This is a genomic window from Pseudomonas sp. GW823-FHT02E01 (genome assembly GCF_058797535.1).
In genome coordinates this window covers 37,975-53,283 of sequence record NZ_JBXAJS010000003.1, presented here as the reverse complement: position 1 = coordinate 53,283, position 15,309 = coordinate 37,975, and the positions used below count along the sequence as shown (strand labels likewise).

The following is a 15,309-nucleotide window of genomic DNA, read 5'->3' as shown; positions in this document are numbered from 1 at the left end:
AAGCGGCCTTCGGCCTATCGCGAGCAAGCTCGCTCCCACAGGTTTTGTGAACACCCGAGATCCCTGTGGGAGCGAGCTTGCTCGCGATGAGGCCCGCACAGACAACACAAAAAACAATGCCCATTCAGAGGCAGCACCTCAAATAACCGTGAGGCCAAAACCGTGATCAAGACCCTGGACCACCTCCCGCATCCCGTTGAGAATGCGGCCGCCCTCGCCGGCCACTTCACCGATCTGGCACCGCCGCTCAACGAGCGCCAGGCGCACCTGGAAGCCTCGCGCTGCCTGTATTGCTACGACGCGCCCTGCGTGAATGCCTGTCCGAGCGAGATCGACATTCCCTCGTTCATCCGCAACATTGCGCAGGACAACGTGCAAGGCGCCGCGCAGAAAATCCTCTCGGCCAACATCCTCGGTGGCAGTTGCGCCCGGGTGTGCCCGACGGAGATTCTTTGCCAGCAGGCCTGCGTGCGCAACAACACTCACGAATGCGCGCCGGTCATGATCGGCCTGTTGCAACGTTACGCCGTGGACAACGCCCATTTCAGCACGCACCCCTTCCAGCGTGCTGCCGCCACCGGCAAACGCATCGCCGTGGTGGGTGCCGGTCCGGCCGGTTTGTCCTGCGCCCACCGCAGTGCCATGCACGGGCATGACGTGGTGATTTTCGAGGCGCGGGAAAAGGCTGGCGGCCTCAACGAGTACGGAATCGCCAAATACAAACTGGTGGATGACTACGCGCAAAAGGAACTTGAGTTCCTGTTGGAGATTGGCGGCATCGAAATCCGCCACGGGCAGAAACTCGGTGAGAACCTGACCCTCAGTGAACTGCAGCAACAGTTCGATGCGGTGTTCCTCGGCCTCGGGCTCAATGCCAGCAAACAGCTAGGGCTGGCCCACGAAGACGCGCCCGGCCTGCTCGCCGCCACCGACTACATCCGTGAACTGCGCCAGGCCGATGACCTGAGCCAACTGCCCCTGGCCGACCACTGCATTGTCCTCGGCGCAGGCAACACCGCCATCGACATGGCGGTGCAAATGGCCCGCCTCGGCGCCCACGATGTGAATCTGGTGTACCGCCGTGGCATCGAGGACATGGGGGCCACCCATCACGAACAGGAGATTGCCAAGGCCAATCAGGTGCGGCTGATGACCTGGGCTCAACCCGAAGAAGTGCTGCTCGATGACCATGGCCGCGTGCGCGGCATGCGTTTCGCCCGCACCCGTCTGGTGGAAGACCGCCTGCAAACCACCGGTGAAACCTTCGAACTGGCCGCCGACGCGATCTTCAAGGCCATCGGCCAGACCTTCGACGGCAGCGCCCTCAGCGATCCGCTGGCCCGAGAACTCAAGCGTCAGGGCGAGCGCATCGAAGTCGATGAACAACTGCGCACCAGCATCCCCGGCGTGTATGCCGGCGGCGACTGCACCAGCCTCGATCAAGACCTTACCGTGCAAGCTGTGCAGCATGGCAAGCGCGCCGCCGAGGCGATCAACGCTCAACTGATGCTCAACGTGGAGGCTGCGTAAATGGCCGATCTGTCGATTGTCTTCGCCGGCATCAAAGCACCCAATCCATTCTGGCTGGCCTCCGCGCCACCGACCGACAAGGCCTACAACGTGGTCCGCGCCTTCGAGGCCGGCTGGGGCGGCGTAGTCTGGAAAACCCTGGGTGAAGACCCGGCGGCGGTGAACGTGTCTTCGCGCTACTCGGCACACTTCGGGGCTAACCGGGAGGTACTCGGCTTTAACAACATCGAGCTGATCACCGACCGCTCGCTGGAGATCAACCTGCGGGAAATCACCCAGGTCAAAAAGGACTGGCCGGACCGTGCGCTGATCGTGTCCTTGATGGTGCCCTGCGTCGAAGAATCCTGGAAACACATCCTGCCGCTGGTGGAAGCCACTGGCGCCGACGGCATCGAGCTGAACTTCGGTTGCCCCCACGGCATGCCGGAACGCGGCATGGGCGCGGCGGTCGGCCAGGTGCCGGAATACGTGGAACAGGTCACCCGCTGGTGCAAAACGTATTGCTCGCTGCCGGTGATCGTCAAGCTCACGCCGAACATCACCGACATCCGTGTCGCCGCCCGCGCCGCCCACCGTGGTGGTGCCGATGCGGTGTCGTTGATCAACACCATCAACTCGATCACTAGCGTTAACCTCGAACGCATGGTCGCCAATCCCATGGTCGGCAGCCAAAGCACCCACGGCGGTTACTGCGGCTCGGCCGTCAAGCCGATTGCCTTGAACATGGTCGCCGAAATCGCCCGCGACCCGCAGACCCAAGGCCTGCCTATCAGCGGGATCGGCGGCATTGGCAACTGGCGCGATGCGGCGGAATTCATCGCGCTCGGCAGTGGCTCGGTGCAGGTCTGCACGGCGGCGATGCTGCATGGCTTCCGGATTGTCGAAGACATGAAGGACGGCTTGTCACGCTGGATGGACAGTCAGGGCTATGCCAGCATTTCGGAGTTTTCCGGCCGTGCGGTGGGCAACACCACGGACTGGAAGTACCTGGACATCAACTACCAGGTGATCGCGAAAATCGATCAGGAGGCTTGTATCGGTTGCGGTCGCTGCCATATCGCTTGTGAGGACACCTCGCACCAGGCCGTGGCCAGCCTCAAGCAGGCGGATGGCACTCACAAGTATCAAGTGATCGATGAGGAGTGCGTGGGCTGCAACCTGTGCCAGATCACCTGCCCGGTGCAGGACTGCATCGAGATGGTGCCGGTGGAGACTGGCAAGCCGTTCCTGGACTGGAATCATGATCCGAGGAATCCGTATCACGTCGGTCCTTGAAATCTGCGGCGTCTGAACCGGCGCCTTCGCGAGCAGGCTCGCTCCCACAGTGGATTTGTGTCGTACATCAAACCTGAGTACACCAATGATCCCTGTGGGAGCGAGCTTGCTCGCGATGAGGCCGGCCACTGCAGCACAAATCTCAAGGCTCCAACCCAATCCCCCGCAAAATCACACTGGTCACCGTCTGCACCGCTTTCTCGAACTGCATGTCCGACAGCGGCTGATGGTCGTTGAGAATGTTCACCTGGTGATCGAAGTCGGCGTAGTGCTGGGTCGAGGCCCAGATCATGTACAGCAGGCTCGAGGGCTCCACCGGCAGGATGCGTTTGTCGTCTACCCACTGGCGGATTTTCGCTTCCTTCATCTTGGCCCAGTCGTACAGGCTCGCATCCAGCGCTTCGCCGAGGGTCGGCGCGCCATGGATGATTTCGTTGGCCCAGACTTTCGAGCCATAGGGCCGGCTGCGGGAATGGTTCATCTTGGCGCGGATGTAGCTGCTGAGCACCACACGCGGGTCATCGAACATCTCGAAGCACAGCGCATCCTGCTTCCAGACTTCCAGCAAGTCGAACAGCACGGCGCTGTACAACTCGGTCTTGGTGCTGAAGTAGTAGTGCAGGTTGGAGCGCGGCAGTTGTACTTCAGCGGCGATGTCGGCCATGGCGGTGCTGCCAAAGCCCTTTTCAGCGAAGACTTTTTCCGCCCCCAGCAGGATTTTTTCGACGTTACTGCGACGAATCTCGATCTTGTGATTGCCCATGCGGATCCCCGACAACAACGTTGAGCAAGACTAGCATCCGCTCTGGATCGCGGCGACAGGGGAAAACGAAACTTCGTGCAGCCACTGTCGTAAAGCTAAACTCTGCGCACTTGGAAACTGCCTGAGGTACCCACGATGTTGCTCAAGAAAACCCTGACCGTCGCGGCCCTGCTCGGCACGCTGCCGCCGATGATTTCCAGCTGACAATCCAATCCCTTGTGGGAGCGAGCTTTTGTGGCGAGGGGGCTTGCCCCCGTTAGGCTGCGCAGCAGACGTAAATATAAACTCCTCGATATGCCTGAAAGTCGTAGGGGCCGCTTCGCGACCCAACGGGGGCAAGCTCCCTCGCCACAGGGAACGGTGCAAGCCTTGAAAATCACACAGCAGGTCAACATGTCGCTAACACTGATCGAACTCGAAGACGAATTCACCCGCCTCACCCTCGCACCCGAGCTTGGCGCCAGCATCGTCAACTGGGCGGTGCGCAGCACCGGACAGCCCTTGTTGCGGCACGCCGATGAGCACGCCCTGAATACCGGCCTGCCCGGCAAACTCGGCTGCTTTCCCTTGATCCCCTGGTCCAACCGCATCGCCGATGGCGGTTTCGATTGCCCCGATGGCTGGCTGGCACTGGCGCCCAACAGCCTCACCGATCCCCTGCCGATTCACGGCAGCGCCTGGCAGCAGGCGTGGGACGTGGTTTCCCGGTCGGAAAATGAAGTGGTCCTGCAGCTCGACAGCACAGCCCCCTTCGCTTATCGCGCCCGGCAACGTTTCCATTTGAGCGCGGGCATGCTGAGCATCGAACTGCACGTCACCCACCTGGCCGAGCACGCTGCGTGGCATGGCCTGGGATTGCATCCGTATCTGCCGCGCACCGCGAACACCCGACTACAGGCACCCGCCCGGCATGTGTGGTTGTGCGACAGGGAAAAACTGCCGACAGAACTCAGCGCATTGCCGCTCGAGTGGGATTTCCAGCAACTGAAGGTATTGCCCGAATCGCTGGTGGACAATGGCTTCTGCGAATGGAACGGTCACTGCCTGATCGAGCAAGCGGATCTTGGTTACACGCTCGACTGCCAGGCCACCGGCAGCGATTACTACCTGCTGTACTGCCCCGTGGGCCTGGAGTTTTTCTGCATCGAACCGGTGAGCCATCCGGTCAACGCGCACCACCTGCCCGGTCGGCCGGGGTTGCGTTTGCTGGAACAAGGCCAATCCACCGAACTGGGTTTCACCCTGCAGTATCGACCGCTTCAGGCAGATGCTCCCAACAGTTGACTCAACACCGCTCGCAACTTGCCAGGCTTCACCGGTTTGTTCAGCAAGGGTGCGTTGAGCCGCTGCAACGCACGCCGACATTGGTCGGTGCGGTCGGCGGTAATGATCACCGCGGGAATGTCCTGGTGGAAATGCTCGCGTAAATGTCGCACAACATCACAGCCGACCACCCCGTGATCGAGGTGGTAGTCCGCGAGAATCAGCTCCGGCGCCTGTCCGCGTAACGCTGCCAGTGCGGCCGCTTCATCGGTGGCGACCAGAACGTCGCAGCCCCACTGCCCGAGCAACGCGCCCATGCTTTCGAGAATGCTCACTTCGTTGTCGATCACCAGTAAACGGCGGCCCGGCAGCGGATTGCCGGTGCCCGGTTGTGGTACCGCCTGGCTCACGGGCAACGGAACCTCGTCGGATATCGGCACCTCGATGCTGAACATCGAACCCCGCCCCGGCAACGAGTACACGCCGACTTTATAGCCAAGGATCTTGGCGATGCGCTCCACAATCGCCAGCCCCAGACCCACGCCCTTGCGGTCGGCGGCGCGACCGACATCCAGTTGGTTGAACTCGAGGAAGATCGAATCGAGCCGGTCGGCGGCGATGCCACGCCCGGTGTCCCAGACCTCCAGGCGCAGCATCTCGCCCCGACGCCTTACCGCCAGCAGGATGCTGCCTTCATCGGTGTAGCGGCAGGCATTGCTGAGAAAGTTGCGCAGGATCCGCGTCATCAGGCGCAAGTCGGTGCTGATGGCGTAATCGGCCATGCGCACCCGCAGGTTCAAGCCGGCCGCCTGGGCGACGGACTGGAACTCCGACACCAGTGGCCCAAGCAGTTCGTCGAGGCGGTACGACGCGATGTCCGGCTTGACCGCGGCCTGATCGAGCCGGGAAATGTCGAGCAGATCCGTCAGCAGGTCTTCGGCCCCTTCCAGGGCCTGGTGAGTGCGCTCCACCAGCACCTGTTCGGCTTCCGGCAATTGGCGTTCGCGCAAGGTCGAAACCAGCAACCGCGCGGCGTTCAGCGGTTGCAGCAGGTCGTGGCTGGCGGCGGCGAGGTATTTGTCCTTGCTGTGATTGGCGGCCTCGGCGGCATCGCGGGCATCGCGCAAGGCCTTGGCGATCTGTTTACGCTGGGTGATCTGCTGCTGAAGGTTACGGTTGGCTTCGAGCAGTTCATTGGTGCGCGCGACGACGCGCAGCTCCAGTTCGTCATTGAGTTGCTGCAGGCGTTGCTGGGCCTGTTTGCGCTCGGTGATATCGGAAACGAACCCCTCCACCAGGCCTTCCTGGCCAGGTTTGAGCAGCAGGTTCATCAACACATCGAGATGGCTGCCGTCCTTGCGGCGCAAGCGGGTTTCATAGCCGTGCAGGCTACGCTGGTGCCTGAGGATCTCGCCGATGTTTTCCAGCTCCTGCGCGCCGTCGACAAACAGGGCGCCGGCCAGGTCGGTCAGGGAGAACAGCACCTCCTGCGGGTCCTGATAGCCAAGCATGCGTGCCAGCGCCGGGTTGGCGGCACGCATGCCATCGTGCAGGCTGGCCTGGAAGATACCGTGCACCGCGTTTTCGAACAGCCACTTGTAGCGGTTACGCTCGGCTTCCAGATCATCCAGGCGCGCGGCCAGTTCCGGGTAATGACTCTTGCGCGCCGAATGGCTGCCCAGCCCCAGCAGCCCGGCCAGGGCGCGTTGTTGCTCGTCAGAGGGCTTCGCCATAGACGACCTCGACATCACGCTGGCTGGATTCGCGCGGATTGGTCAGGATGCACGGATCGTGCATCGCATGCTGCGACAGGAACGGAATATCCGAGGTCCTGACGCCATGCAAACCGAGGGTTTCGTGAAAGCCGATGGCGTGCTTGAGGGCGATCAGGTGTTCGACCAGGCGCCCACAGATCTGCCGGTGATTCAGGCCTCGGCAGTCGATGCCGAAGGTCTCGGCGATCACCTTGAAGCGCTCCGGTGCCGAGTTGTAATTGAAGGCCACCACATGCTCGACGAGCACCGCGTTGCACAGGCCGTGGGGCAGGTCCAGAAAGCCGCCGAGGCTGTGGGACATGGCATGCACGGCGCCCAGGATGGCGTTGGAAAACGCCAGCCCTGCCTGCATGCTGCCGAGCATGATCTTCTCGCGCAGGGCGATGTCGGTCGGGTTGGCGATCATTTGCACCAGATTGCCATTGATCAGGCGCATCGCCTCCAGCGCATGGGGGTCGGTCAACGGCCCGTGGCCGGTGGACACGAAGGCTTCGATGGCATGCACCAACGCGTCGATCCCGGTACAGGCCGACAGGAACGGGTCCATGCTCAGGGTGGTTTCCGGGTCGATCAGCGAAACGTCCGGCACCACGGCCTTGCTGACGATGGAGAACTTCATGCGCTCCTGCTGATTGGAAATGATCACGAATTGCGAGACATCGGCCGAGGTGCCGGCGGTGGTCGGAATCAGGATCAGCGGCGGGCTGGGCACGCGGATGGTGTCCACGCCCTCGAAATCGAGAATGCTGCGGCCATGGGCGACGACGATGCCGATGCCTTTGCCGCAGTCCATCGGGCTGCCACCACCGACGGCGACGATCACGTCGCAGTGGTTTTCCCGGTACATCTCGGCACCGAGCATCACCTCTTCGACCCGTGGGTTGGGCGAGACATCGCTGTACAGGCAGTATTCGATGCCCAGCGCTTGCAGGCTGGCCTCGACATCGGCGACCCAGCCGGCGGCGATCACGCCGGGATCGCTGACCACCAGCACCTTGCGTGCGCCAAAGGTCTTGGCGTAATTGCCGACACTGTGCCGGCTACCGGCACCGAAGATGATTTCAGGGGAAACGAACTTGCGCAGCTGGTTGAGACTCTGGCTCATTGGAAAGCCTGTTTTTATTGTTTTGGAAGGTAGAAACCACACTAAACCATCCAGCTGCGAATGCAATCAGACCAAGGTCATCCGCCCTATTCTGCGAACGCCGCAGCCCCCTGTGGGAGCGAGCTTGCTCGCGATAGCTGCATCACAGTCGACATCAATGTTGATTGCGCCGACCTCATCGCGAGCAAGCTCGCTCCCACAGGGGATTTATGTCGCCAGACTAACCGCGATAGATCAGCTGCGAAGTCTTCGCATTGCGCAGCGTCAGGTGTTCGATCCCCATCCCTGGCACCTCGGCTTCTTCGCGGGCCTTGAGGATCACGCCGTGGTGCGGCGACTTGCTGCACACCGGGTCGGCATTGCTGGCATCGCCAGTCAGCATGAAAGCCTGGCAGCGGCACCCGCCCAGGTCCTTGTGCTTTTCATCGCAGGAGCGGCACGGCTCCTTCATCCACTCATCGCCGCGAAAACGATTGAAGCCGAACGAGTCGTTCCAGATGTGCGAGAGGCTGTGCTCGCGCACGTTGGGAAACGCTACCGGCAACTGCCGGGCGCTGTGGCAAGGCAAGGCCGTGCCGTCGGGGGTGATGTCAAGAAACAGGTTGGCCCAGCCGTTCATGCAGGTCTTGGGGCGTTCCTCGTAGTAGTCCGGGGTGACGAAGATCAACTTGCACGGGTGGCCCTGAGCTTCAAGCCGCTGGCGATACTCGTTGGTGATGCGCTCGGCACGTTGCAATTGCTCCCGTGTGGGCAACAGGCCGACGCGGTTGAGTTCAGCCCAGCCATAGAACTGGCACGTGGCCAATTCGACGAAATCCGCTTCCAGCTCCAGGCACAACTCGATGATCTGCGCGATCCGGTCGATGTTGTGCCGATGGGTGACGAAGTTCAGCACCATCGGATAGCCCTGGGCTTTCACCGCACGGGCCATGGCGAGTTTCTGGGCAAAGGCCTTGCGCGAGCCGGCCAGCATGTTATTCACCGCTTCGTCGGCGGCCTGGAAGCTGATCTGGATATGGTCCAGCCCGGCCACCTTGAAGTCGCGCACCTTCTGCTCGGTCAAACCGATGCCCGAAGTGATCAAATTGGTGTAGTAACCCATGTCTCGCGCGGCCTTGATCAACTCGGCGAGGTCCTGACGTACCAGCGGCTCGCCACCGGAAAAGCCCAATTGCGCGGCGCCCATGTCCCGCGCTTCGCGGAATACGCGGATCCATTCTTCCGTGCCCAGTTCCTCACCGTGCCGGGCAAAGTCCAACGGATTGGAGCAATACGGGCATTGCAACGGACAGCGGTAGGTCAACTCGGCGAGCAGCCACAACGGCGGTCCGGGCAGCGTCTCACTCGATCCAGAATTGCGCATGGGCCACCTCCAGAAACGCCAGCACGTCTTCGTCGATCCCGGGTACGCCGGGGAAATTCGCGCTCAATCGATCAATGATCGCCGCCACGCTGCGCTGGCCATCCACCAGGTCGAGAATCTGCCCGGCGCTGCTGTTGAGCTTGATCATGCCTTCGGGGTACAGCAGCACGTGGCAATCCTGACGGGGCTCCCATTGCAGACGAAAACCACGACGCAAGGCCGGTGACTGCTGGCGATTGATCAGGCTCACAGGGCGATCCCCCGGTGCCAGACGTTGTCGCCGGTGACCGTGTGATAAGGCGGGCGTGCAAGTTCGTAGGCCATGCTCATGGCATCGAGCATGCTCCACAGCACGTCGAGCTTGAATTGCAGGATCTCCAGCATGCGTTGTTGCCCCTCGGCCGTCACGTAGTGCGTCAGGGTAATGCGCAAGCCATGCTCGACATCGCGCCGCGCCTGACTCAGGCGCGTGCGGAAATAGTCGTAGCCGGCGACGTCGATCCACGGGTAATGGGTCGGCCAGGCGTCGAGTCGCGACTGATGGATCTGTGGGGCAAAGAGTTCAGTCAGCGAACTGCTGGCCGCTTCCTGCCAGCAGGCGCGACGGGCGAAATTGACGTAGGCGTCCACCGCGAAACGCACCCCGGGCAGCACCAGTTCCTGGGACAAAATCTGTTCGCGATCCAGGCCCACGGCTTCGCCCAGGCGCAGCCAGGCTTCGATTCCGCCCTCGCTGCCGGGGACGCCGTCGTGGTCGAGAATCCGTTGCAGCCACTCCCGGCGCACATCGCGGTCCGGGCAGTTAGCCAGGATCGCGGCGTCCTTCAGGGGAATGTTGATCTGATAGTAGAAGCGATTGGCGACCCAGCCCTGGATCTGCTCGCGGCTGGCGCATCCGGCGTACATCGCTTGGTGGAAGGGATGGTGGATATGGTAGTAGGCGCCCTTGGCGCGCAGGGCGGCTTCGAATTCTGTGGGGGACATGGGGGTGTCAGTCATTTTGTTCTCCGGGAACTTTTTGCGGTGCCTGCGCTGGCCCTATCGCGAGCAAGCTCGCTCCCACAGGTGTTCGGTGGGAACACAAATTTCATGTACTGCAGAAATCCATTGTGGGAGCGAGCTTGCTCGCGATAGAGCCTTTGGCTACAGCTCAATACTCATGCCGTCATAAGCCACTTCGATCCCCCGCCGCTCCAGCAAAGCCCGCTCGGCCGAGTCTTCATCGAGAATGGGATTGGTGTTGTTGATATGGATCAGCACCTTGCGCTGGCGGTTGAAACCCTCCAGCACGTCAAGCATCCCGCCGGGGCCGCTTTGTGGGAGGTGCCCCATTTCGCTGCCCAGGCTCTGGCCGACTTCGCAAAGACGCATCTCATCGTCGCGCCACAGGGTGCCGTCCAGCAGCAGGCAATCGGCACGCTGCATCCAGCCCAGCACTTCATCGTCGATCTGCCCAAGACCCGGCGCATAGAACAGCGAGGCACCGCTGCGCAGGTCTTCTATGAACAGGCCAATGGTGTCGCCCGGTTGCGGGTTGCCGCGATTGGGTGAATACGGCGGCGCGTTGCTCACCAGGGGAATCGCGCGAAACTGCAAATGCTCGCAGGCCGGGATGCCGAACGGCTGGCGATCGAGGCCGACCGATTGCCATTGCAATCCGCCGTTCCAGTGTTCAAGCATTTTGAACAACGGGAAACCGCTGCTCAGGTCCTGATGCACGCGCTCGGTGCACCACACCGCATGCGGACAGCCTTCGCGCAGGCTGAGCAAACCGGTGCAATGATCGATCTGGCTGTCCAGCAGCACGACGCCGGCGATGGCAGTGTCACGCAATCGGCGCGCCGGTTGCAGCGGCGCAAAACCCTCGAGTTGCGCGCGAATGTCCGGTGAAGCATTGCACAGCACCCACTCCACACCGTCGTCACTCAGGGCAATCGACGACTGTGTACGGCGCTGGGCCCGCAAGCTGCCATTGCGCACACCGGCGCACTGGCGGCAGTTGCAGTTCCACTGCGGGAAACCACCGCCAGCGGCGGAACCGAGAACGCGGATGTGCATGGCGGATGCTCCAGAAGGCAGGCCCGGCCAACGCATCGGCTGGCCGGGTGATCAATCAACGGTTGGCGAAATACATCGTCACTTCGAAGCCAATGCGCAGATCGGTAAACGCGGGTTTAGTCCACATGGGTCATTCCTCTTCTTGTGCCCGGGTGATTCCGGTAGAGCCATTAATGCACGGGGCGCCGAGTGCCCGAATGCTACTTTCGAAGGAGTTTTGGGGGTGATTTGGTAGGGGGTGTTGCGCAGTCATTGGCAACACAAAACCCATGTGGGAGCGAGCTTGCTCGCGATGACGGAGCAACAGTCAACCGAGATGTTGAATGTGCCGGCCTCATCGCGAGCAAGCTCGCTCCCACAGGTTTTTCAGTGTTCTTGCGAGGTTAGAAGAACCCCAGCGGATTGATGTCGTAGCTCACCAGCAGGTTTTTGGTCTGTTGATAGTGATCGAGCATCATCTTGTGGTTTTCGCGACCAACGCCGGACTTCTTGTAGCCACCGAACGCCGCGTGAGCCGGGTACAGGTGGTAGCAGTTGGTCCATACGCGCCCGGCCTTGATCGCCCGGCCCATGCGGTAGGCCCGGTTGATGTCGCGGGTCCACAGGCCGGCGCCGAGGCCGAACTCGCTGTCGTTGGCAATCGCCAGCGCTTCGGCTTCGTCCTTGAAGGTGGTGACGCCCACCACCGGGCCGAAGATTTCTTCCTGGAACACGCGCATCTTGTTGTGCCCCTTGAGCAGGGTCGGCTGGATGTAATAGCCGCTGGACAGGTCACCCTCCAGACGTTCGGCCGCGCCACCGGTGAGCAGCTCGGCGCCCTCCTCTTGGGCAATGGTCAGGTACGAGAGGATCTTGTCGTATTGCTGCTCGGAAGCCTGGGCGCCGACCATGGTCTCGGTGTCCAGCGGATTGCCGCGCTTGATCTTGACGATCTTCTTCATCACCTCGGCCATGAACGGCTCGTAGATCGACTCCTGGACCAGTGCCCGAGACGGGCAGGTGCAGACTTCGCCCTGGTTGAAGAACGCCAGCACCAGGCCTTCGGCGGCTTTTTCGATGAACGCGGGTTCAGCGTTCATGATGTCTTCGAAGAAGATGTTCGGCGACTTGCCGCCCAGTTCGACGGTGCTCGGGATGATGTTCTCGGCGGCGCAATGCATGATGTGCGCGCCCACCGGGGTCGAGCCGGTGAAGGCGATCTTGGCGATGCGCTTGCTGGTGGCCAGGGCCTCGCCGGCTTCGCGCCCGAAGCCCTGGACGATGTTCAACACACCCGCCGGCAGCAGGTCGGCGATCAGCTCGGCGAAGACCATGATCGACAGCGGCGTTTGTTCGGCAGGCTTGAGCACGATGCAGTTGCCGGCGGCCAGGGCCGGGGCGAGTTTCCAGGCGGCCATCAGCAGCGGGAAGTTCCACGGAATGATCTGCCCGACCACGCCCAGGGGCTCATGGAAGTGATAGGCCGTGGTCAGCTCATTGATCTCGGCAGCCCCGCCTTCCTGGGCGCGGATGCAGCCAGCGAAGTAGCGGAAGTGGTCGGCCGCCAGCGGCACGTCGGCGTTCAGGGTTTCGCGCACGGCCTTGCCGTTGTCCCAGGTTTCGGTGACGGCCAGGACCTCAAGGTTCTGCTCGATGCGGTCGGCGATTTTCAACAGCACCAGGGAGCGGTCCTGGGCCGAGGTCTTGCCCCAGGCGTCGGCAGCGGCATGGGCGGCGTCCAGGGCCTTGTCGATGTCGGCGGCGCTGGAGCGCGGGAATTCGGCGATCACTTCACCGTTGACCGGCGAGGTGTTGGTGAAGTACTCGCCATTGATCGGGGCAACGAACTCGCCACCGATAAAGTTGCCGTAGCGCGGCTTGAAGGTAATGACGGCGCCTGGGGTTCCGGGTTGTTTGTAGATCATGGTGGGCCTCTGTCTGGGTCGATGCCTGTCGTACTGACAGGCGATACGCCGATACTAGAGAGCCCCGCGCGCCAGACGAATGCATCGTTGGCAGGAGGGGCTCTCGTTATTTGGTCGTAGGTTTCACACAAAACACTGTGGGAGCGAGCTTGCTCGCGATGAACCCGAGAACGCCGCGGGGTATCAGGCTTCCAGCGTTATCGTTGACGACCATCGCGAGCAGGCTCGCTCCTACAGGTTTAATGCTTGGCGACGAGGTCCTTGGGCAGCTTGAAGGTCCAGAGCATGCCGCCCTGGTTGAAGTCCTTCACCCGCTTGGCCACTTCGCCGCCCCACAGCGGTACCGCGCCGCCCCAGCCGGAGAGCACCGAGACGTACTGTTCGCCGTCCATTTCCCAGGTCACGGGCGAACCGAGCACGCCAGAGCCGGTCTGGAATTCCCAGACCTTTTCGCCGGTCTTGGCGTTGAAGGCCTGCAGGAAGCCTTCAGGCGTGCCGGTGAACACCAGGTTGCCCTTGGTGGTCAGCACCCCGCCCCACAGCGGCGCGTAGTTCTTGTGGCGCCAGACTTCCTTGCCGGTTTTCGGATCGATGGCCCGCAGCACGCCGATGTAGTCTTCGTTCAACGGCTTGATGGTGAAGCCGGCGCCGAGGAACGCCGCGCCTTTCTTGTAGGCGATGCCTTCGTTCCAGATGTCCATGCCCCATTCGTTGGACGGCACATAGAACAGCCCGGTGTCTTTGTTGTAGGCCATCGGCATCCAGTTTTTCGCGCCGAGGAACGCCGGCGCCACGAAGACCGAACTGCCCTTGGCTTCGGAACCCGGGGCACCGGGACGGCTGGCTTCGTTGTAGATCGGCCGGCCGGTTTTATCCAGGCCGGTAGCCCAGGTGATCTTGTCCACGAACGGGAAGCCACGGATGAATTTGCCGTTGGTGCGGTCCAGCACGTAGAAGAAACCGTTACGGTCGGCAGTGGCCGCCGCCTTGATCTCCTTGCCCCCTTCGCTGTAGTTGAAGGACACCAGCTCGTTCACGCCGTCATAGTCCCAACCATCGTGGGGCGTGCTCTGGAAGTGCCACTTGATGGTGCCGTCGTCCGGGTTGAGCGCCAGGCGCGACGAGGAGTAGAGGTTGTCGCCAGGGCGCAGGTGCGAGTTCCACGGTGCCGGGTTGCCGGTACCGAACAACAGCAGGTTGGTTTCAGGGTCGTAATAGCCACCAAGCCAAGGCGCGGCGCCACCGGTTTTCCACAGATCGCCCGGCCAGGTCTTGCCCGCCTCGCCGCCGGAGATGCCGTTTTCAACCGCTTTGCCGTCCTTGTAGACGTAGCCCATATGGCCTTCGACCGTTGGCCGGGTCCACAGCAGATCACCGTTTTTCGGGTCGTAGGCCTCGATCTTGCCCACCACGCCAAACTCGCCACCGGCCACGCCGGTAATCAGCTTGCCGTTGATCACCAGCGGCGCGGCGCTGATCGAGTAGCCTTCCTTGTGGTCGGCGACTTTCTTGCTCCACACCACCTTGCCGGTGTCCTTGTTCAGCGCCACGAGCTTGGCGTCGAGGGTGCCGAAAATCACCAGGTCGCCATACAGCGCGACGCCACGGTTGATCACGTCGCAGCAAGGGCGGATGTCATCGGGCAGGCGCGCATCGTATTGCCAGAGTTTCTTGCCGGTGCGCGCATCCACGGCAAATACCCGGGAGTAGGAACCGGTCATATACATCACGCCGTCCTTGACCATCGGCTGCGCTTGCTGGCCACGCTGTTTTTCTCCGCCGAAGGAAAACGCCCACGCCGGGCGCAACTCCTTGACGTTGTCGACATTGAGAATATCCAGCGGGCTGTAGCGCTGCCCTTGAACGCCGAGGCCGTTGGTCACGACCTGTTCCGGGTTCTTCGGGTCCTGGAGAATGTCCTGGTCGGAAACCCCGGCCAATGCCTGGCCGGACAACAGCATGGCACTGAGCAGCAGGCTCAAGACGAAGGACTGGCGACGTGCGGGTTGGGTCATGACGGCTTCCTCTGCGGATTTTTGTTATGTCCGGAAAATTTTCCCGGTCTGGTGCAGATTCTTGGGCGCCGCTGCCCTGGCAACAATTGCCCGCAATGAGGAGATTGCTAGTTCCTTGGTACAGGGTCGGAGGAGATGAGCAGCGAACTTTGTGCCATACATAGATCCCCTGTGGGAGCGGGCTTGCTCGCGAAGGGGCCGTGTCAGTCACCTTTTATGTCGACTGACACTCCGCTTTCGCGAGCAAGCCCGCTCCCA

At 61.8% G+C, this 15,309-nt stretch carries 13 protein-coding genes; 3 read left to right on the top strand and 10 right to left on the bottom strand.

Features of this window, described 5'->3' with window-relative positions:
- Positions 1–162: 162 nt before the first annotated feature.
- On the top strand, positions 163–1,530 hold the full coding sequence (locus AC1RDQ_RS07570; RefSeq protein ID WP_492586874.1) for an NAD(P)-dependent oxidoreductase: 1,368 nt from the start codon (positions 163–165) through the stop codon (positions 1,528–1,530).
- On the top strand, positions 1,531–2,805 hold the full coding sequence (gene preA / locus AC1RDQ_RS07565; protein ID WP_340316197.1) for an NAD-dependent dihydropyrimidine dehydrogenase subunit PreA: 1,275 nt from the start codon (positions 1,531–1,533) through the stop codon (positions 2,803–2,805).
- Between the two features lie 142 nt (positions 2,806–2,947).
- On the opposite strand, the gene AC1RDQ_RS07560 is transcribed toward preA, so the two are convergent.
- On the bottom strand, positions 2,948–3,568 hold the full coding sequence (locus AC1RDQ_RS07560; protein ID WP_008046717.1) for a TetR/AcrR family transcriptional regulator: 621 nt from the start codon (positions 3,566–3,568) through the stop codon (positions 2,948–2,950).
- A gap of 393 nt (positions 3,569–3,961) precedes the next feature.
- Between AC1RDQ_RS07560 and AC1RDQ_RS07555 the strand changes: the two genes are divergently transcribed.
- Positions 3,962–4,852, top strand: coding sequence for an aldose 1-epimerase (locus AC1RDQ_RS07555; RefSeq protein ID WP_492586872.1), 891 nt, complete (start codon positions 3,962–3,964; stop codon positions 4,850–4,852).
- On the opposite strand, the gene AC1RDQ_RS07550 is transcribed toward AC1RDQ_RS07555, so the two are convergent.
- From AC1RDQ_RS07550 to AC1RDQ_RS07510, 9 genes are all read right to left on the bottom strand, one after another.
- Complete coding sequence (locus AC1RDQ_RS07550; RefSeq protein ID WP_090454974.1) at positions 4,828–6,564, bottom strand: PAS domain-containing hybrid sensor histidine kinase/response regulator; 1,737 nt, start codon at positions 6,562–6,564, stop codon at positions 4,828–4,830. The genes AC1RDQ_RS07555 and AC1RDQ_RS07550 overlap by 25 nt on opposite strands.
- Positions 6,548–7,711 (bottom strand): alcohol dehydrogenase-like regulatory protein ErcA, encoded by a 1,164-nt coding sequence (ercA, locus tag AC1RDQ_RS07545; RefSeq protein WP_057715188.1) that lies wholly within the window; start codon positions 7,709–7,711, stop codon positions 6,548–6,550. Before ercA ends, AC1RDQ_RS07550 begins: the two co-directional genes overlap by 17 nt.
- 220 nt (positions 7,712–7,931) lie before the next feature.
- The gene (pqqE, locus tag AC1RDQ_RS07540) at positions 7,932–9,074 is read right to left on the bottom strand and encodes a pyrroloquinoline quinone biosynthesis protein PqqE (RefSeq protein WP_090454973.1); all 1,143 of its coding nucleotides are present in this window, start codon (positions 9,072–9,074) and stop codon (positions 7,932–7,934) included.
- Positions 9,052–9,324: a pyrroloquinoline quinone biosynthesis peptide chaperone PqqD gene (gene pqqD / locus AC1RDQ_RS07535; protein ID WP_057715190.1), complete on the bottom strand. Its 273-nt coding sequence runs from the start codon at positions 9,322–9,324 to the stop codon at positions 9,052–9,054. The genes pqqE and pqqD overlap by 23 nt, the downstream gene beginning before the upstream one ends.
- Positions 9,321–10,073, bottom strand: coding sequence for a pyrroloquinoline-quinone synthase PqqC (pqqC, locus tag AC1RDQ_RS07530; protein ID WP_492586871.1), 753 nt, complete (start codon positions 10,071–10,073; stop codon positions 9,321–9,323). Before pqqC ends, pqqD begins: the two co-directional genes overlap by 4 nt.
- Before the next feature lie 144 nt (positions 10,074–10,217).
- Positions 10,218–11,132 (bottom strand): pyrroloquinoline quinone biosynthesis protein PqqB, encoded by a 915-nt coding sequence (pqqB, locus tag AC1RDQ_RS07525; RefSeq protein WP_492586870.1) that lies wholly within the window; start codon positions 11,130–11,132, stop codon positions 10,218–10,220.
- A 55-nt stretch (positions 11,133–11,187) separates the two neighbouring features.
- On the bottom strand, positions 11,188–11,259 hold the full coding sequence (gene pqqA / locus AC1RDQ_RS07520) for a pyrroloquinoline quinone precursor peptide PqqA (RefSeq protein ID WP_003253598.1): 72 nt from the start codon (positions 11,257–11,259) through the stop codon (positions 11,188–11,190).
- Positions 11,260–11,515: 256 nt separating this feature from the next.
- Positions 11,516–13,036 (bottom strand): acetaldehyde dehydrogenase ExaC, encoded by a 1,521-nt coding sequence (exaC, locus tag AC1RDQ_RS07515; RefSeq protein ID WP_218498250.1) that lies wholly within the window; start codon positions 13,034–13,036, stop codon positions 11,516–11,518.
- A 239-nt stretch (positions 13,037–13,275) separates the two neighbouring features.
- Positions 13,276–15,051, bottom strand: a complete 1,776-nt coding sequence (locus tag AC1RDQ_RS07510) for a PQQ-dependent methanol/ethanol family dehydrogenase (protein WP_218498251.1) — start codon at positions 15,049–15,051, stop codon at positions 13,276–13,278.
- Positions 15,052–15,309: the final 258 nt, after the last annotated feature.